This is a genomic window from Thauera sp. (genome assembly GCF_035444905.1).
Classification (GTDB): Bacteria; Pseudomonadota; Gammaproteobacteria; order Burkholderiales; family Rhodocyclaceae; genus Thauera.
Genome location: NZ_DAOMPS010000004.1, coordinates 79,465 through 96,491, shown reverse-complemented (window position 1 = coordinate 96,491; position 17,027 = coordinate 79,465). Strand labels below are relative to the sequence as shown.

The window sequence follows — 17,027 nt, the reverse complement described above, 5'->3', positions numbered from 1 at the left end:
ACGCCCAGATGAGCCTTGCCCTGATCGTGCTGCTGCCCTTCATCGGCGCGCTGTTTCCTGCGTTGATGATGCGTGCCGGCCGTAATGCCTGCGCGACCAGCACCTTCAGCTTCTCCCTGCTCGCCTTCACCCTGCTGCTGTCCCATGCGCCGGCGGTGTTCCGCGGCGAGGTGGTGACCGCGTCCTGGGACTGGCTGCCCGCGCTGGGCCTGAGCGCGAGCTTCTTCCTCGACGGCCTGGGCTTCTTCTTCGCCGGCCTGATCCTGGGCATCGGCCTGCTGATCATCGTCTATGCGCGCTTCTACCTCGCCAAGGACGACCCGATGGGCAGCTTCTACAGCTATCTGCTGCTGTTCCAGGGCGCGATGGTGGGCATCGTGCTGTCGGACAACGTCCTGCTGCTGCTGGTGTTCTGGGAACTGACCAGCCTGTCGTCCTTCCTCCTCATCGGCTACTGGAAGCACCTGCCCGAGGGCCGACAGGGCGCGCGCATGGCGCTCACGGTCACCGGCGCGGGCGGGCTGGCGATGATCGCCGGCATGCTGATCCTGGGCGACATCGCCGGCTCCTACAACCTGACCGACATCCTGCGCCAGAAGGAGGCGATCCAGGCCTCGCCGCTCTATCTGCCGGCGCTGCTGCTGATCCTCGCCGGCTGCTTCACCAAGAGCGCCCAGTTCCCCTTCCACTTCTGGCTGCCCCATGCGATGGCGGCACCGACGCCGGTCTCGGCCTACCTGCATTCGGCGACCATGGTGAAGGCGGGCATCTTCCTGCTGGCGCGCATGTGGCCGGTGCTGGCCGGCACCACCGAGTGGTTCTACATCGTCGCCACCATTGGCCTGGTCACCATGCTGCTCGGCGCGGTGATCGCGCTGTTCAAGGACGACCTCAAGGGCCTGCTCGCTTACTCCACCGTCAGCCACCTCGGCCTGGTGACCATGCTGCTCGGCTTCGGCACGCCGCTGGCGGCGGTGGCGGCAGTGTTCCACATCCTCAACCACGCCACCTTCAAGGCCGCCCTGTTCATGAACGCCGGCATCGTCGACCACGAGGCGGGCACGCGTGACATCCAGCGCCTCGGCGGGCTGCTGCACCTGATGCCGCTCACCGCGACGCTGGCGATGGTCGCCGCGGCCTCGATGGCCGGCCTGCCGCCGCTCAACGGCTTCCTGTCGAAGGAGATGATGCTGCACGAGGCGGTCGACACCGCCTGGCTCGGCCAGGCCTGGCTGGTGCCGGCGCTGGCGACGCTCGCGGCCTGCTTCTCGGTGGCGTATTCCTTCCGCTACATCGTGCATGTGTTCTTCGGCCCACCGCGCAGCGACTGCCCGCACACCCCGCATGACCCGCCGGCCGGCATGTGGCTGCCGCCGGCCCTGCTGGTGGTGCTGGTGGTGCTGATCGGGCTGTTCCCCGACACCATGGCCGGCCCGCTGGTGGCGATCGTGTCGCGCGCGGTGACGGGGGGCGAGCTGATGGACTATCACCTCGCGCTGTGGCACGGCTTCACGCCGGCGCTCGCCTTGTCGGGGATCGCGCTGGTGGTGGGCCTCACGGCGCTGCACTACTACCCGCGCCTGCGAGCCCTGTGGCAGGCTGGCCCGCACCCCGAGGCGAAGGCGATGTTCGACGCGGCGATCGGTGGCGCGCTGGCGCTGGCGCAGCGCCTCACCCACGGCCTGCACAACGGGTCGCTGCAGCGCTACCTGGCGTTTGCGATCGGGGCGATGGCCGTGGCCGGCTTCATCGCCTTTGCCGGCGCACCGCACGAGGCCGGCACGCGCACGCTGCTGCCGGCGCAGCCGGTGGCGGTGGTGGCCTGGGCGCTGTTGCTCGGCGGCTGCGTGCTGACCGTGGTGTTCTTCCGCAAGCGCCTGCTGTCGGTGCTGGTGGTGGGCACGGTGGGGCTGATCGTGTGCCTGGCCTTCATCTACCTGTCCGCGCCTGACCTGGCATTGACGCAGATTTCGGTCGAGGTCACCACCGTCATCCTGATCCTGCTCGCGCTCTACTTCCTGCCCAAGGAGAGCCCGATCAGCTCCACCGTGCGCGCCGACCCCCTGCGCCACCTGCGTGATGGGGTGCTGGCGCTGGTCGCGGGTGTGGGCATGGCGGGCGTGAGCTGGGCGATGATGACCCGCGACGGCAACTCGCTGTCGTCCTACTACCTCGAGAACTCGGTCGGCGGCGGGGGTGGCACCAACGTGGTGAACGTGATCCTGGTCGACTTCCGCGGCTTCGACACCTTCGGCGAGATCATCGTGCTCGGCATCGCTGCGCTCACCATCTACGCGCTCCTCGATGGGGCGCTGCATGGCCGCGTCGCCCGCCGTCTCAGCGCGTGGACGCCGGATCTGCCGGTGTCGGTCGACCGCCACCCGATCATCATGGTGGTCGCCACCCGCGTGATGCTGCCGCTGGCGCTGCTGGTAGGCGCCTACATCTTCCTGCGCGGCCACAACCAGCCCGGTGGCGGCTTCATCGCCGCGCTGGTGGTGTCGATCGCGCTGATCATGCAGTACATGGCGAGCGGTTTCGGCTGGGCGGCGAAGCGGGTGCGGGTGAAGTACCACGCCATGATCGGGGCGGGCGTGCTGGTCGCGGCGGCGACCGGCATCGCCGCCATGGTGCTCGACCGCCCCTTCCTGACCTCGGCCTTCACCCATGTGCACCTGCCGCTGGTCGGTGAGTTCGAGCTGGCGAGCGCGATGGCCTTCGATACCGGGGTGTTCCTGACCGTCGTCGGCGCAGTGATGCTGGCGCTCGCCAACCTGTCCCGCATGGGGCGCTGGACCGGCCAGCGCCCGGTCAACAAGATGGCGATGGACGTCGACCCGAGCGCCCCCGCGGCCAAGGAGTACCGCTGATGGAGTTCCTCATCGCCACTGCGATCGGCGCAATGACTGCCGCCGGCGTCTATCTGGTGCTGCGCGCGCGCACCTTCCCGGTCGTGATCGGCCTGACCCTGCTGACCTATGCAACCAACCTGTTCCTGTTCGCCACCGGCCGCCTGGTGGTGAATCGGCCACCCGTGATCAGCGCCGATGCGCTGGCCTATACCGATCCGCTGCCGCAGGCCCTGGTGCTGACCGCGATCGTGATCTCCTTCGGCATGACCGCGGTGATCGTGGTGATGGCGCTGCGCGCCTACCTCGAGACCGGCAACGACCACGTCGACCTGCCGGGCGATGCGTCGCCCGAGGCGCGTGACGACGACTGGAAGCTGCTTGGCCGCAAGCAGGGCGATGCAGTCCGCCCCGCCGCCGCCGTCGAGGAGAGCGCATGAACCACTGGCTGATCCTGCCCATCCTGCTGCCGGCCGTGCTCGGCGCGCTGCTGGTCGTCGCCGCCCGCCACGACAGCCTGTTGTCGCGCGTGTTCTCGGTGCTGTCCACCGTGCTGCTGCTGATGGTGGGCCTGGTGCTGCTGGCGATGGCGAGCGACGGCGCCATCCGCTCCTACGCGCTCGGCGAATGGATGGCGCCCTTCGGCATCGTGCTGGTGCTCGACCGCCTGGCGGCCCTGATGCTGGTGCTGACCGCGACCCTCGGCCTGGGCGTGCTGGTGTATGCCATCGGCGGCTGGGACGAGCGCGGCAAGCATTTCCACCCGCTGTTCCAGTTCCAGCTCATGGGCCTCAACGGCGCTTTCCTGACCGGCGACTTCTTCAACCTGTTCGTATTCTTCGAGATCCTGCTCATCGCCTCCTACGGGCTGATGGTGCATGGCGGCGGCGGCCTGCGGATGAAGGCCGGCGTGCAGTATGTGGTGACCAACCTCGTCGGCTCCTCGCTGTTCCTGATCGGCGTCGGCCTCATCTACAGCGTCACCGGCACGCTCAACATGGCCGACCTGGCGCTCAAGGTGCCGCAGGTGGCCCCGGCCGACCAGGCCCTGCTGCAGACCGGCGCGGTGCTGCTGCTGCTGGTGTTCGGCGTCAAGGCGGCACTGGTGCCGCTGCATTTCTGGCTCCCTGGCACCTATGCCAATGCGCCGGGCCCGGTGGCGGCGCTGTTTGCCATCATGACCAAGGTCGGCGCCTATTCGATCATCCGGCTGTATGTGCTCGCCTTCGGCGCCGACGCCGGCGAGGCGGCCTGGCTAGCCGCGCCCTGGCTGCTGCCGGCCGGCCTGCTGACCCTGGTGCTGGGCATGACCGGCGTGTTCGCCGCGCGCAGCCTGGGGCAGATGGCGAGCTTCGCGGTGATCGGCTCGATGGGCATGCTGCTGGCCACGGTGTCGGTGTTCACCCCGCAGGCGATGAGCGCGGCGCTGTACTACCTGCTGCATTCCACCCTCGGCGCGGCAGCCCTGTTCCTGATCGCGGACCTCGTCGCCGAGCGCCGCGGCGTGCATCGGGACCGCCTCGCGCAGGCGCCGCGCTTCGCCCAGGGCACGCTGATCGCCGGACTGTTCTTCGCCGCCGCGATCGCCGTCACCGGCATGCCGCCGCTGTCGGGCTTCCTCGGCAAGCTGCTGGTCCTCGACGCGGTGCGCAGCCATCCGCAGGCGAACTGGTTCTGGGCGCTGATCCTGGCGACCTCGCTGCTCGCCATCATCGGCTTCGCGCGTGGCGGCAGCCTGGTGTTCTGGAAGAGTCATGCGCTCGAGGCGCCGGCATCGCCGCTGCGCCGGCCGGCGCCGGTGTTGCCCTTCGTCGCCGTTGGCGGACTGCTGGCCGGGCTGGCGGCGCTGACGGTGTTCGCCGGCCCGGTCCACGCCTGGCTCGAACTCGCCTCGGCACAGGTGTTTACGCCTGCAGGCTATATCGACGCGGTGCTCGGCACGACAGGAGGGGTGCACTGATGGCCGACAGACCCGATACGGACACGCGCAGCTTCGTCCAGCGCTGGCTGCCGCACCCGCTGCTGACGCTGGTGCTCCTCACCCTGTGGATGCTGCTGCTCAACAGCCTCAGCGTCGGTGGCCTGGTGATGGGCCTGCTGCTGGGTCTGATCATCCCGATCGCCACCAGCAGCTTCTGGCCCGAACGGCCGCCGGTGAAGGCCTATGGCAAGGCCTTCTCGTACATGGCCCTGGTGGCCTGGGACGTGGTCGTGGCCAACGTCCAGGTCGCGCGCCTGATCCTGTTCCGGCGCGCCGACCAGTTGCATGTGCGCTGGGTCACGCTGCCGCTGGAGCTGCGCTCGCCCGAGGCGATCACCGTGCTCGCCGGCACCATCACGATGACCCCCGGCACCGTGTCCTGCGACCTGTCGGCCGACGGCCGCAGCCTGCTGGTGCATTGTCTCGATGCGCCCGATGCCGAAGAGGCCGTGCGCCAGATGAAGGCGCGCTACGAGGCGCGCCTGAAGGAGATCTTCCCGTGATCGAACATGCCCTCAACTTCGGTTATGCCGCGGTTTCGGTCGCCCTGCTGCTCAACCTGTGGCGCCTGCTGCGCGGGCCCTCGCTGATGGACCGTGTGCTGGCGGTCGACACGATGGTGATCAACGTCATTGCGCTGATCATCCTGTTCGGGATCCAGCAGCGCACCACGGTGTTCTTCGAGGCCGCGCTGCTGTTCGCGATGTTCGGCTTCATCTCCACCGTCGCCTACTGCCGCTTCATCCTGCGCGGCGACGTCATCGAGTGAGGCGGCCATGACATTCCTGCTCGAACTGCTGATTTCGGCACTGATCGTGCTCGGCGGCCTCTTCGCGCTGGTGGGCTCGATCGGCCTGGTCAAGCTGCCCGACCTGCTCACCCGCCTGCATGGACCGACCAAGGCGACCACGCTGGGCGTGGGCGGCGCGCTGCTCGCCTCGATGCTGTACTTTCTCGGCATCGAGGGTAGGCTGTCGATCCACGAGGTCCTGATCAGCGTGTTCCTGTTCCTGACCGCGCCGATCACCGCGCACTTCATCGCCAAGGCCCACCTGCACGAACACGTCGCCTTGCGTGACGCGCTGCCGCCCACCGGCCGCGAGCAGGGCTGGAGCACCTTCGATGGCATGCCGGAGGGCGATGACGGGGTCCCGGCCGGTGAGGCAGCGCGCGCCTCTGGTCTTGCGCCTGGTCCCGCCGCTGCTTCCACCACTGGCAATCGTCCGTCCGCCAAACGGACCGAGGAACGCTCTTGAACGCCGTACGCAGAACCCCCCCCACCCCCGCACCTTCCCGCATCGACGGCACCCTCAAGCTGCGCCCGCGCAGCGGCGACGACGGCGCCGAGCCGGCCCGCACCGCGCCGAAGGCGAAGCCCACGCGCAGCAACGAGGCCGCACGCGCGCGCCGCGCCGCGCCCGCCGGGCGTGCCGCGGCCGCGGCCTCTGGCGCGCAGGCGGTGCCGGATGTCCCGGCTGCCCCCGCGAGCCCGCCCCCCGAGGGCGTGCGCCTGTCCAAGGTGATGGCCGAGCGCGGCCTGTGCTCGCGGCGCGAGGCCGACGAATACATCGAGCGTGGCTGGGTCTTCGTCGAGGGCCGCCGCGTGTCCGAGCTGGGCACCCGCATCGACCCCGATGCGCGCGTCACGCTCGCGCCCGAGGCCACGCGCCAGCAGCAACAACGCGTCACCGTACTGCTGAACAAGCCGGTCGGCTACGTGTCGGGCCAGCCCGAGCCGGGCTACGCGCCGGCGGTGAGCCTGATCGGCGCCGACAACCAGTTCGACCGCGACAGCGCGCAGCGCTTCCACCCCAGCCACCTCAAGAACCTCGCCCCCGCCGGGCGGCTGGACATCGACTCCACCGGCCTGCTGGTGCTCACCCAGGATGGCCGCGTCGCGCGCCAGTTGATCGGCGATGACTCCAAGGTGGACAAGGAATACCTGGTGCGGGTGGAAGGCGAGCTGGCCGAGAACGGCCTCGCCCTGCTGAACCACGGCTTGTGGCTGGACGATCGCCCGCTGCGGCCGGCACAGGTCGAATGGATCAACGACGATCAGTTGCGCTTCGTGTTGCGCGAGGGCCGCAAGCGCCAGATCCGGCGCATGTGCGAGCTGGTGGGCCTGAAGGTGGTGGGTCTCAAGCGCGTGCGCATCGGCCACGTCAAGCTGGGCGACCTGCCGCTCGGGCAGTGGCGCTTTCTGCGCGACGACGAGCGCTTCTGAGCATCCCATCCTCCGCGCGCGCTGGCAGGCGCTCTTAAGGAAAGCGATAGCTTGTAGTGCGTTTTCGTGGGAGGGCGCCGCCCCGCAGCACGAGGCCGCGCCACGCCCGGCGCGGCCTCAGCCTCGGTCCGCCTCGGTTGAGGCCGCGCCGGGCGTGGCCGGGCGCGGCCTCTTCGCGAGTTCCTCATCGCGGTCGCGCGCCATCTCGTCGCCAAGCGCGCCGGTTCGCGGTGTCAGCCCGGAACGGTGCGCGGCGCGCCCCATGGCATGCGCGGCGAGCGGTGCGGTGGCGAGTACGATGACGAGCGCAAACATCGCCGCGAGCGCGAAGGCACCGCTGCTCGCGGCCGCCACCCCACCCAGGATCAGCGCGGCACCCAGCGCGCCGGCCTTGCTTGCGGCGTGCATGCGGGTGTAGCTGTCGGGCAGGCGCAGCACGCCGATCGCGCCCACCAGTCCGATCAGGCTGCCGAGCAGCAGCAGGGCCGATGCCAGCCAGGCGAGGAAGCCTTCGGTCATGCCTTGTCCTCCAGCGGTTTGGGGTTGAGGGCGGCGGGCTCGTCCGCGGGCGGGCGATCGACCCAGGTCACGCTCTCGTCGGCGCCGCGGCCGCGGCGACGGAACATCAGGATGAAGGCGGTGGTGCCGAGGAAGGACACCAGGGCGAGCACCACCGCGGCGTCGAGCAGCATCGCTTCGCCGGTCGACAGCGCGAGCAGGGCGATGACGCCGATGCCGAGCAGGGTCAGGGCGTCGATTGCCACCACCCGATCGGTGGCGTGCGGGCCACGCACCAGGCGCACCAGCACGAGCACGGCGCCGATCCCCTGCAGCGCGAAGGTCAGCGGCAGCACCCAGGCTGCGCCGGCAATTTCGCTCATCATGCTTGGTCTCCGTCGGTCGTCGTGGTGGGCCGGGGCTCGCCCGCATCCAGCCAGGCGAGCAGGCGGCGTTCGATTTCGCGCACGCCCGCTTCGACCTCGTCCGCATCGTCGGCGTCGATGGCGTGGATGTACATCACGCCGGTCTCGGGGGCATAGTCCATCGCCAGCGTGCCGGGTGTGAGCGTGAGCAGGCAGCCGAGCAGCGTGGCGACGCGCTCGTCGCGCCGGGCCAGCCTCATGCGGATGATCGCCGGCTGCGGAGCGACCGTGCGCCCCAGCACGATGCGGGCGACGTCGATGCTGGCCTTGAAGATCTCGGCGGCAAACCAGAAGGCGAAGCGGGTCCCGTACTCCAGGCGGCGCACGTAGCGGCGCAGGCCGAGCAGGTCGCTGCCCAGACGCAGCGCGAAGTGGATGACGACGAAGGCGGCGAGCACGCCGAGCGGGCTCAGCGCATCGACGAAGGCCGCCAGGCCGACCGCGAGCAGGATGTGTACGCCGAGCATGTTCACAGCCCTCCAGCATGGGTCACGGCCTGGATGTAGGCCTGCGGTGCCGCCAGCTGCTCGGCGGCGGCGATCGCGTAGTCCATCACCGGACCGGCCCCGAGGCCGATCGCGACCGTCATCGCCGCGAGCACGCTGACCGCCCAGATCGCCGGCTGCAGGCCGGCGCTGCTGCGCTCGCCGGTGGCGCCGGCCGGATGCGGCTTGAGGAAGGCCTCGTTCCAGATCTTGCTCATCGACAGCAGCGTGAAGATGCCGGTGACCAGTGCCACCGCGGCGGCGATCCAGGCACTGGCGTCGAGGCTGGCCTTGACCAGCACGAACTTGGCCCAGAAGCCGGACAGCGGCGGAATGCCCGCCAGCGACAGCGCCGGAATCGCGAACAGGATCGCCAGCCAGGGCGCGCGCGCATACAGCCCGCCCATCGCCGCGAGCCGTTCCGAGCCGGTCAGGCGGGCGGCGATGCCGCCGATGAAGAACAGGTTGGCCTTCACCACGATGTGGTGGATCAGGTAGAACACCGCGCCGGCGAGCGCCAGCGGCGTGGCCAGTGCCAGGCCGAGGATCATGTAGCCGACCTGGCTGACGATGTGGAAGGACAGGATGCGGCGCACCTCGACCTGGGCCGCGGCGCCGAGCACGCCGATCAGCATGGTGGCGCAGGCCACCCACAGCAGCACGTCATGGGCGGCGCCGGCGTCGGGCCAGAACAGCGTCACGATGCGGATCAGTGCATACACGCCGACCTTGGTCAGCAGGCCGGCGAACAGCGCCGAGATCGGCGTCCACGCCACGTGGTAGGAGGCCGGCAACCAGCCGAACACCGGAAACAGCGCGGCCTTGATCGAGAACGCGGTGAGCATCAGCACCACCGCCGCATGGGCGGTGGCCGGCACCTCGCCGGCCGCGAACTGCTGCGCCAGCAAGGCCATGTTGAGGCTGCCGCTGGCGCCATACAGCATGCCGGCGGCGAGCAGGAACATCAGCGTCGCCACCAGGTTGAGCACCACGTACACCACCGTGCCCGCCAGCCGGCGCTTCCCGCCACCGAGCACCAGCAGTGCGAAGGAGCCCACCAGCAGCACCTCGAACCAGACGTAGAGGTTGAACACGTCACCGGTGATGAAGGCGCCGCACACGCCGACCAGCAAGCCATGCACCAGGGGGTGAAATTCGCGGCTGCGCGCCGCGTCCTCGTCGCGCGCCATCGCAAACACGATGGTGGCGGTGCCGACGATGCCGGAGATGGCGACCATCGCTGCCGCCAGGCGGTCGATGACCACGCTGATGCCGTAGGGTGCCGCCCAGCCGCCGGCCTGCGCGGCGAGGATGCGGCCCTCGGCGGCGAGACCGACCAGGACCAGGCCGGCCGCGCTCAGTGCCAGCGCCCCGGCCAGGCTGATCGAGGCGACGAGGGCTGCGTTCCGGCGCGCGAGCAGGGTGAAGATCAGCGTGGCGAGCGGAATCAGGATCGGTGCGATGATGAGCGCGTTCATGCACGACCTCCCTCGGCCGCAGCGGGCGGCGCGCGCTCGGCGCCGTGGCCGGGCTGGCCCGGACCCGTGCCGGGCATGCTCGGTCGAGGCTGCCCGCAGTGGGGCAGATCGGGCGCCGGCTCCTCGGCGACGGCGGTGATGCGGTCGGTCTCGATGTTGTCGTGCACCTCCCAGGTGCGCTTGAGTACGGCCAGCGCGAACACGAACAGGGCGAAGCCGATGACGATGGCGGTCAGCACCAGCGCCTGCGGCAGCGGGTTGGCGGCCATCGCCGGGGCGCCGGCCTCGGTGACGAAGGCGGCGGCGCGACCGTCGAGGCGACCGGCGACGAAAACCGCCAGGTTGACCCCGTTGCCCAGCACGATGACGCCGAGCACCACGCGCAACAAGCTGCGATCGAGCAGCATCCAGATGCCGATGGCCACGAGCAGGCCGACCGTGATCGAAGCGATGATTTCCATGTTCAGGCCTCGCGCTCGAGCAGACGGAACAACATGTGCAGGACCGCGCCGACGACGGTGAGGAAGACGCCGACGTCGAACAGCAGCGGGGTCCCCAGTGGCAGCCCGCCGGGGAAGATCCAGCCGCCGGTGAGGAAGGGCTGGCCCTGCAGCAGGCCGATCACGCCGGCACCGGCGGCGCAGGCGAGACCGAGCGCCAGAATGATCGCGGGCGGCACGCGCAGCACGGCGCGCGCGCGGTTGACGCCAAAGGCCAGCGCCAGCAGCACTGCCGCGGTGGCGCCCACCAGGCCGCCGATGAATCCGCCACCGGGCAGGTTGTGGCCGCGCCACAGCAGCATCAGCGAGATCAGCGCGAGCAGTGCAGAGAGCGGCCGGATGCCCTGGCGCAGCAGCACCGAGGCGAAGTCCGAGCTGCCCTCGCTCGCGGTCTTGCCCGGCTTGCCACTGCCGAGCAGGTTGGCCGCAGCCAGCGCGGCCAGGCCGACGACGAGGATCTCGCCCAGGGTGTCGAGCGCGCGGAAGTCCACCAGGATCACGTTGACCACGTTGGCGCCATGGCCGCCGGGCAGGCTGTTGTCGAGATACCAGCGCGCGATGTCGCCCGGCAGCGGCTGGCTGACCGTCATCAGCATCATCGCGGTGACGACCGCACCGATGACCAGCGCGACGATGGCATGGAAGCGCTTGGCAGCGGGCTTGCGCGAACCGACCATGCGCGTGGGCGGCAGGTTGCGAAGCACGAGGGCGAGGAAGATCACGGTCAGGGTCTCGACCATCAGCTGGGTGATGGCCACGTCCGGCGCACGCGAGGCGAGGAAGAACATCGCCAGCCCGAGGCCGCTCGCCCCCAGGGTGGCGATCAGCGCCACCCGCCCCGGCATGACGGCCGCCGCAGCGGCGCCGGCCACCGCGAGCGCGCAGCCGACCACGGCGGCAAGGTTGAGCGGGCTGCTCACGTCCGGCCAGGCGAGGTCTTCGCCGGTGGAGGCGAACAGCCCGATGAGGGCGAAGCCGGCGATGGCGATCACCAGCGCGCTGATGTGCTGGCGCAGCGAGCCATGCTGGAAGCGGTCGGCGATGCCGCCGGCGAAGAGGAAGACGCGCTTGAGCAGGCGATCCCAGAGCATGTCGCCGCTCACGCGCCACAGCACGCGCCACAGCGACAGGCGCCGGCGCAGCCGGGTGCGTTGCAGGTAGAAGAACACGCCGAGCGCCACCGTGATGGCGCTGGCCAGCAGGGCGGGGGTGAAGCCGCCCCACAGGTAGAGGTCCACCGGCACCGCCGAGCTCGAGACCGCCTGCACGGCGGCGTCGATCAGCCACACCTCGGCGAGGTTGTTGAAGGCGCCGAACACGAAACCGCCGACCGCCAGCAGCATCGGCCCGATCCACATCAGCAGGCTCACCTCATGTGGCTTGCGCGGATAGCGGCCCTCCTTGCCGAGGAAGGTGCGCACGAACACCAGGCCCGCCGCGGTCAGCAAGAGCGCGTTGGTGAGGATCATCACCGCCGTCGTGACCCAGCCCGCGAGGCCCAGCTCGATCAGGCCCGCATACTTGAACTCCTTGGCGATGAAGCCGAAGAAGGGCGGCAGTCCGGCGTTGGAGAAGGCGGCCAGGGCGACGGCAAAGCCGGTGAGCGGCATGTAGCGCAACAGCCCTCCGAGGTTGGAGATCTGGCGCGTGCCGGTGGCGTGGTCGACCGCGCCGACCGCCATGAACAGCGCCGCCTTGTAGAAGGCGTGCGCCACCAGGTAGATGGCGAAGGCCTGCAGGCCGTAGTGGGTGTTGGTGCCGAGCAGCATGGTGAGCTGGCCGAGCACGGTGACCGTGGTGTAGGCCAGCACGCGCTTGAGGTCGGTCTGGCGGATCGCCAGCACCGCACCCACCAGTGCGGTGGCGGCACCGATGGTGATCAGGATGGTGCTCCAGCTTGCCGAGCCGCCGAGCGCGGGGTTCAGGCGGGCGAGCAGGTACACGCCGGCCTTCACCATGGTTGCCGAGTGCAGGTAGGCCGACACCGGCGTCGGCGCGGCCATCGCGTTGGGCAGCCAGAGATGGAAGGGGATCTGTGCCGACTTGGTGAAGGCGCCGATCAGCACCAGGGTGAGGATGGCCGGGTAGGCCGCGTGCTGCGCGATGGCTTCGGCCGACAGCCCGGAGAACTGCCAGCTGCCGCCGACGCTGCCGAGCAGGATCAGGCCGGCGAGCAGGGCAAGGCCACCGCCGCCGGTAATGAGCAGCGCCTGCAGCGCCGAGCGGCGCGAGTCGGCCTTGTCGTGCTGGAAGCTGATGAGCAGGAAGGAGGTGACGCTGGTCAGCTCCCAGAACACGAACATCGCGATCAGGTCGTCGGCCAGCACCAGGCCCAGCATCGCCGCCATGAAGCCCAGCAGATAGGCGTAGAAGCGGCCGAGATGGTGGTGGTCGGACAGGTAGGCGCCCGCGTACAGCACGATCAGGGTGCCGATGCCGCTGATCAGCAGCGCGAACAGCAACGACAGGCCATCGACGCGGAAGGCGAGCTCGACGTCGAGGGCCGCGACCCAGACGAAGCGCTGTGTCACCACCTCGCCCAGCGCCACCTCGGGCACGAGCGACAGGAAGTAGCCGAATGCGGTCAAGGGCGCGATCGCGAGCACCCACCCGGCGCGATCGTCGAGCGGGCGCGCGAGCAGCGGCGCGATCAGCATCGCGAAGGCGATCAGCGCTATGCCCGCGAACACGACGGCCCCTCTTGCATCTGCATGGTGTTGGTCTCCCTGACCGGCGGCCGCCAGCGCTGCGGCACCCGTCGTTTATGGTTCTGTTTGCCGAAAAATGACCACGTGGATCGCCGCGGGTTCCTGAATCCTGAAAATGAAAACAGCCGGAGCCCTCGATCGAGGGCTCCGGCTGCGATACGCTCCGAGCTTGCGCTCTTCTTCTGGGCGCTTGTTCAGGTCAGGCTCAATGAAGGGTCATCGGCGCGGCTGTGACCGCCTTGAGTTCGGGGTGGGGCTCGTAGAGTCCGCTCAGCTTGGCGAAACAGCCTTGGAGCGGGCAGTTGCGCCCTGGTGGGCATCCGTGTTCGCAGGCGCATTCAACTTGCGTTTCGTCCAGCAACACCATGGTGTGGGCGGCTTCGCAGCGTGCGATCGGGGCGTCGAGTGTGCACATGATGATCTCCTCGTGTGGTATTCGTGCAACTGGTTCAGGCTTTTCTGTTCGCGGCTGTGACATATCACACGGTCGCCTTTGATTTGAATCTAGTCCAGGACGGGCCTTTTTCCGGTTAATCGACATAAAGCTTGACTAAAGTCAACGTTTCGCCTGCCTGGCTCACTCTGCACGCAGCGCATCCACGGCGTTGAGCCCGGCGGCCCTGCGCGCCGGCAATACGCCCGCAGCCAGGCCGATCACGACCGCCAGTAGTTCGGCGACGAGCACGAAATGCCAGGGTGTCGCTACCGGCATCGCCGGTAGCAGGGCGCCGATCAGTTGCGCCAGGCCTGCACCAGCGAGCAGGCCGAGCAGGCCGCCGAGGGCAGCCAGCACCACCGCCTCGCCGAGGAAGAGGGCGAGGATGGTGCGCCGGCGCGCGCCGAGCGCCACCAGCAGGCCGATCTCGTTGGTGCGCTCGCTGACCGCGATGGTCATGATGGTGACGATGCCCACGCCGCCCACCAGCAGCGAGATACCGCCGAGCGCGCCGACCGCGGCGGTGAGGATGCCGAGGATGTTCGACAAGGTGGCGAGCATGTCCTCCTGGGTGCGGATGGTGAAGTCCTCGCGGCCGTGACGGGCGATCAGGGTGCGCTTGACCTGCTCGACCACGCGCACGGCCGGCACCTGCTCCTCGTAGTCGAGGCCGATCTCCATCAGCCCGTCGCGGTTGAACAGCGCCAGCCCGCGCGCGCTGGGGATGAACGCGGTATCGTCGAGGTCGATGCCGAGGAACTGGCCCTTCTCCTCCATGATGCCGATCACCCGGTAGCGTTCGTCGCCGATCTGCACCCGCTCGCCGAGCGCATTGCCGGCGTCGAACAGCTCGCGCTTGAGCTTGGGGCCGAGCACGACGAAGGCACGCGCGCTGTCACTGTCGTCGGGTGGCAGGAACTGGCCCACGCGAACCCGCATCGCGTAGACCTCGTGCATGTGGGCCCCGACCCCGAGCACCATCGTGCGGCGCACGCGGCCGTTGGCGCGCACCTCGGCGTTGCCGCTGACGTTGCCGGTGACATGGCGGACGTGTGGCAGCCGGGCCAGGGCCGCGGCGTCGTCCAGGGTGAGTTCGCGCGCGGTCGACGGCAGCCCGGGCGGACCGCCGCGCGGCCCCTGCCGGCCCGGCGTGATCTCGATGACGTTGGTGCCGAACTGGCCGAACTCCTGCAACACGAAGCGGTGCAGGCCTTCGCCGATCGAGGTCAGCAGGATCACCGCGGCGATGCCGACCGCGATGCCGCCGAGCGTGAGTGCGCTGCGCATGCGGTGAGCGGTGATCGAGCGCAGCGCGAGCTGCAGGAAGTCGGCCCAGCGCATGGCGTCAGTGCTTCATCAGCGCCTGCACCGGGTCCAGGGCGGCGGCGCGCCGCGCCGGCATCACCCCGAACAGCAGCCCGGTGACGAGCGCTGTGCCGACCGCGGCCGCAACCGCCCAGTCGGGCGGCCACGCGGGCAGGGCGGGGAAGGCCAGCCGGATGGCCCAGGCGCCGGCGTGGCCGAGGACGAAGCCTGCGGCCGCTCCGGCCAGCGACAGCAGCCCAGCCTCGGTGAGGAAGCCGAGGCGGATCGCGCGTGCACTGGCACCGAGCGCCTTGAGCAGGCCGATCTCGCCAGTGCGCTGGGTGACGGCGACCAGCATCACGTTCATGACCAGGATGCCGGCCACCGCCAGGCTGATCGCGGCGATGCCGGCCACGCCCAGGGTGAGCGCGCCGAGGATGCGGTCGAAGGTGCCGAGCACCGCGTCCTGGGTGATGACGGTGAAGTCGAACTCGCCCTCGCGCCGCGCCTGCAGCAAAGCCTCGACCTGACCCTGCGCCGGCGCCAGCGCTTCGCGGCCGCGGGTCTCGACCATGATGCGAAACAGCGCGTTGGTGTTGAACATGGCCTGCGCGGTGGCCACCGGCACCAGCACCAGCTCGTCGGAGTTCATCCCCAGGCCGCGCCCGGCCGGGCCCATGATGCCGATCACGCGCAGGCGGCGGTCGCCGAGGCGGATCATGCGGCCGATGGCGTTCTGGCTGCCGAACAGCTCGGCGCGGATGGTCTCGCCGATCACCGCCACCGCCGAGGCGCGGCCGAAGTCTTCACGCGGCAGGAACTGGCCGCTGGCGACCTTGAAGCCACGGATATCGAGGTAGTCGGCACTGGTGCCGACTACCAGCACTTCGCGCAGCCGCCCGCTCACCGAGATCTCGGAGTTGCCCACGGTCAGTGGCGCGACGCGCTGCACCAGCGCCAGGCGCTGCAGCGCGGCGGCGTCGTCGTTGGTAAGGTCGCGCGGCGTGCTGCTGACGAAGCTGCCCGGGTTGACGCCGCCAGTTTCGGTGCGTCCCGGGAGCACGATCAACAGGTTGGCGCCGAGCGCGGAGAATTCCTCCACCACATAGCGCCGGGCGCCGTCGCCGAGCGCGGTGAGCATGACCACCGCGGCCACCCCGATCGACATCGCCAGCACCATCAGCGCGCTGCGCAGCGGGTAGCCGAGCGCGGCGCGGCTGGCGAAGCGCAGGGTGTCGGCGGGGCTCATGCCGGCTCCGGGGCCCGGCGCAGGTCCTCGCGGATTGCGCCGTCTTCCATCAGCACGCGGCGGCGGGCACGTTCGCCCATGGTGGGGTCGTGCGTGACCACGATCAGCGTCATGCCGGCGGCGTTGAGCGCTTCGAGCAGGGCGGTGACGTCCTGCCCAGTGGCGCGGTCGAGGTTGCCGGTGGGCTCGTCGGCCAGCAGCATCGCCGGCCGCATGATGGTGGCGCGCGCGATCGCCACGCGCTGGCGCTGGCCGCCGGAGAGCTCTTCGGGGCGGTGATGGGCGCGCGGTTCCAGGCCGAAGTCCTTCAGTGCCGCCGTTACCCGTTGGGTACGCTCGTGGGGCGGGATGCCGGCGAGCATCAGCGGCAGGGCGACGTTCTCGGCGGCGGTGAGGCGGGGCACGAGGTGGAAGCTCTGGAACACGAAGCCGATGCGTGCGCTGCGCACCGCGGCCTGTTCGTCGGCCGACAGCGTGGTGACGTCGCGGCCTTCCAGGCGGTAGTGGCCGGCGTTGGGGCGGTCGAGCAGGCCAAGCAGGTTGAGCAGGGTGGATTTGCCCGAGCCGGACGGGCCCATCACCGCGACGTATTCGCCGGCCTCGATGCGCAGTGACACGTCACGCAGCGCATGCACCTGGCTGTCGCCGAGCTGGAAGAGGCGGTTGATGGCGTCGAGTTCGATCTGGGCCATGGGGTCTTTGTTGATCGGGCTGGTGCCGGCTGGTCTGGATGGTTTTGCTGGCTTCTGTTTTGCTGGGTTGCCGAGTGAAAAACGTTGCTGCTCAACGGCTCGTTGCGGGGACGCGCGGGGTGTTCCTTCCGGGGCTGCAACGCTGCGCGGTGCTTTGCGGAGGCTACGCAAATGAGCGCCCTTCGGGCTCGGACAGT

Annotated in this window: 17 protein-coding genes; 7 read left to right on the top strand and 10 right to left on the bottom strand. The window is 69.7% G+C overall.

What is annotated here, in order from left to right; all coding sequences use genetic code 11:
• Positions 1-8 precede the first annotated feature (8 nt).
• From PLC66_RS03190 to PLC66_RS03160, 7 genes are read left to right on the top strand one after another with little or no spacing between them, the layout of a single operon-like run.
• On the top strand, positions 9-2,870 hold the full coding sequence (locus PLC66_RS03190; protein WP_324537803.1) for a monovalent cation/H+ antiporter subunit A: 2,862 nt from the start codon (positions 9-11) through the stop codon (positions 2,868-2,870).
• On the top strand, positions 2,870-3,289 hold the full coding sequence (locus PLC66_RS03185; RefSeq protein WP_324537802.1) for a Na+/H+ antiporter subunit C: 420 nt from the start codon (positions 2,870-2,872) through the stop codon (positions 3,287-3,289). Before PLC66_RS03190 ends, PLC66_RS03185 begins: the two co-directional genes overlap by 1 nt.
• The gene (locus PLC66_RS03180) at positions 3,286-4,809 is read left to right on the top strand and encodes a monovalent cation/H+ antiporter subunit D (RefSeq protein WP_324537801.1); all 1,524 of its coding nucleotides are present in this window, start codon (positions 3,286-3,288) and stop codon (positions 4,807-4,809) included. The genes PLC66_RS03185 and PLC66_RS03180 overlap by 4 nt, the downstream gene beginning before the upstream one ends.
• A complete protein-coding gene (locus PLC66_RS03175; RefSeq protein ID WP_324537800.1) occupies positions 4,809-5,333 on the top strand; it encodes a Na+/H+ antiporter subunit E in 525 nt (174 codons plus the stop codon). The genes PLC66_RS03180 and PLC66_RS03175 overlap by 1 nt, the downstream gene beginning before the upstream one ends.
• Positions 5,330-5,599, top strand: a complete 270-nt coding sequence (locus PLC66_RS03170) for a K+/H+ antiporter subunit F (RefSeq protein ID WP_324537799.1) — start codon at positions 5,330-5,332, stop codon at positions 5,597-5,599. Before PLC66_RS03175 ends, PLC66_RS03170 begins: the two co-directional genes overlap by 4 nt.
• A 7-nt stretch (positions 5,600-5,606) precedes the next feature.
• On the top strand, positions 5,607-6,086 hold the full coding sequence (locus tag PLC66_RS03165) for a Na+/H+ antiporter subunit G (protein ID WP_324537798.1): 480 nt from the start codon (positions 5,607-5,609) through the stop codon (positions 6,084-6,086).
• Positions 6,083-7,054 carry a pseudouridine synthase gene (locus PLC66_RS03160; protein ID WP_324537797.1) on the top strand — a complete coding sequence of 324 codons (972 nt, stop codon included), beginning with the start codon at positions 6,083-6,085 and terminating at the stop codon, positions 7,052-7,054. The genes PLC66_RS03165 and PLC66_RS03160 overlap by 4 nt, the downstream gene beginning before the upstream one ends.
• Positions 7,055-7,171: 117 nt before the next feature.
• Here PLC66_RS03160 and mnhG read toward each other — a convergent pair whose 3' ends face one another.
• From mnhG to PLC66_RS03110, 10 genes are all read right to left on the bottom strand, one after another.
• The gene (gene mnhG, locus PLC66_RS03155) at positions 7,172-7,573 is read right to left on the bottom strand and encodes a monovalent cation/H(+) antiporter subunit G (protein WP_324537796.1); all 402 of its coding nucleotides are present in this window, start codon (positions 7,571-7,573) and stop codon (positions 7,172-7,174) included.
• Complete coding sequence (locus PLC66_RS03150) at positions 7,570-7,938, bottom strand: MrpF/PhaF family protein (protein WP_324537795.1); 369 nt, start codon at positions 7,936-7,938, stop codon at positions 7,570-7,572. Before PLC66_RS03150 ends, mnhG begins: the two co-directional genes overlap by 4 nt.
• The gene (locus PLC66_RS03145; protein WP_324537794.1) at positions 7,935-8,444 is read right to left on the bottom strand and encodes a Na+/H+ antiporter subunit E; all 510 of its coding nucleotides are present in this window, start codon (positions 8,442-8,444) and stop codon (positions 7,935-7,937) included. The genes PLC66_RS03150 and PLC66_RS03145 overlap by 4 nt, the downstream gene beginning before the upstream one ends.
• Before the next feature lie 2 nt (positions 8,445-8,446).
• Positions 8,447-9,940 (bottom strand): proton-conducting transporter transmembrane domain-containing protein, encoded by a 1,494-nt coding sequence (locus PLC66_RS03140; RefSeq protein WP_324537793.1) that lies wholly within the window; start codon positions 9,938-9,940, stop codon positions 8,447-8,449.
• On the bottom strand, positions 9,937-10,401 hold the full coding sequence (locus PLC66_RS03135) for a sodium:proton antiporter (protein WP_324537792.1): 465 nt from the start codon (positions 10,399-10,401) through the stop codon (positions 9,937-9,939). The genes PLC66_RS03140 and PLC66_RS03135 overlap by 4 nt, the downstream gene beginning before the upstream one ends.
• 2 nt (positions 10,402-10,403) lie before the next feature.
• Positions 10,404-13,130, bottom strand: a complete 2,727-nt coding sequence (gene mbhE / locus PLC66_RS03130; RefSeq protein WP_324537791.1) for a hydrogen gas-evolving membrane-bound hydrogenase subunit E — start codon at positions 13,128-13,130, stop codon at positions 10,404-10,406.
• Positions 13,131-13,353: 223 nt separating this feature from the next.
• Positions 13,354-13,563, bottom strand: a complete 210-nt coding sequence (locus PLC66_RS03125; RefSeq protein WP_324537790.1) for a hypothetical protein — start codon at positions 13,561-13,563, stop codon at positions 13,354-13,356.
• 162 nt (positions 13,564-13,725) lie between these two features.
• The gene (locus PLC66_RS03120; protein ID WP_324537789.1) at positions 13,726-14,925 is read right to left on the bottom strand and encodes an ABC transporter permease; all 1,200 of its coding nucleotides are present in this window, start codon (positions 14,923-14,925) and stop codon (positions 13,726-13,728) included.
• 4 nt (positions 14,926-14,929) lie between these two features.
• Entirely contained in the window at positions 14,930-16,138 is a 1,209-nt protein-coding gene (locus PLC66_RS03115) for an ABC transporter permease (protein WP_324537788.1), read from the bottom strand.
• Positions 16,135-16,830, bottom strand: a complete 696-nt coding sequence (locus PLC66_RS03110; RefSeq protein WP_324537787.1) for an ABC transporter ATP-binding protein — start codon at positions 16,828-16,830, stop codon at positions 16,135-16,137. The genes PLC66_RS03115 and PLC66_RS03110 overlap by 4 nt, the downstream gene beginning before the upstream one ends.
• Positions 16,831-17,027: the final 197 nt, after the last annotated feature.

Excerpts from the sequence above, each read along its gene's own strand:
- PLC66_RS03185 (WP_324537802.1), top strand. The coding sequence starts at position 2,870 with ATGGAGTTCCTCATCGCCACTGCGATCGGCGCAATGACTGCCGCCGGC.
- PLC66_RS03180 (WP_324537801.1), top strand. The coding sequence starts at position 3,286 with ATGAACCACTGGCTGATCCTGCCCATCCTGCTGCCGGCCGTGCTCGGC.
- PLC66_RS03115 (WP_324537788.1), bottom strand. The coding sequence starts at position 16,138 with ATGAGCCCCGCCGACACCCTGCGCTTCGCCAGCCGCGCCGCGCTCGGC.
- PLC66_RS03120 (WP_324537789.1), bottom strand. The coding sequence starts at position 14,925 with ATGCGCTGGGCCGACTTCCTGCAGCTCGCGCTGCGCTCGATCACCGCT.
- PLC66_RS03125 (WP_324537790.1), bottom strand. The coding sequence starts at position 13,563 with ATGTGCACACTCGACGCCCCGATCGCACGCTGCGAAGCCGCCCACACC.
- PLC66_RS03165 (WP_324537798.1), top strand. The coding sequence starts at position 5,607 with ATGACATTCCTGCTCGAACTGCTGATTTCGGCACTGATCGTGCTCGGC.
- PLC66_RS03175 (WP_324537800.1), top strand. The coding sequence starts at position 4,809 with ATGGCCGACAGACCCGATACGGACACGCGCAGCTTCGTCCAGCGCTGG.
- PLC66_RS03140 (WP_324537793.1), bottom strand. The coding sequence starts at position 9,940 with ATGAACGCGCTCATCATCGCACCGATCCTGATTCCGCTCGCCACGCTG.
- PLC66_RS03145 (WP_324537794.1), bottom strand. The coding sequence starts at position 8,444 with ATGCTCGGCGTACACATCCTGCTCGCGGTCGGCCTGGCGGCCTTCGTC.
- PLC66_RS03150 (WP_324537795.1), bottom strand. The coding sequence starts at position 7,938 with ATGATGAGCGAAATTGCCGGCGCAGCCTGGGTGCTGCCGCTGACCTTC.
- PLC66_RS03190 (WP_324537803.1), top strand. The coding sequence starts at position 9 with ATGAGCCTTGCCCTGATCGTGCTGCTGCCCTTCATCGGCGCGCTGTTT.
- mnhG (WP_324537796.1), bottom strand. The coding sequence starts at position 7,573 with ATGACCGAAGGCTTCCTCGCCTGGCTGGCATCGGCCCTGCTGCTGCTC.
- PLC66_RS03135 (WP_324537792.1), bottom strand. The coding sequence starts at position 10,401 with ATGGAAATCATCGCTTCGATCACGGTCGGCCTGCTCGTGGCCATCGGC.
- PLC66_RS03110 (WP_324537787.1), bottom strand. The coding sequence starts at position 16,830 with ATGGCCCAGATCGAACTCGACGCCATCAACCGCCTCTTCCAGCTCGGC.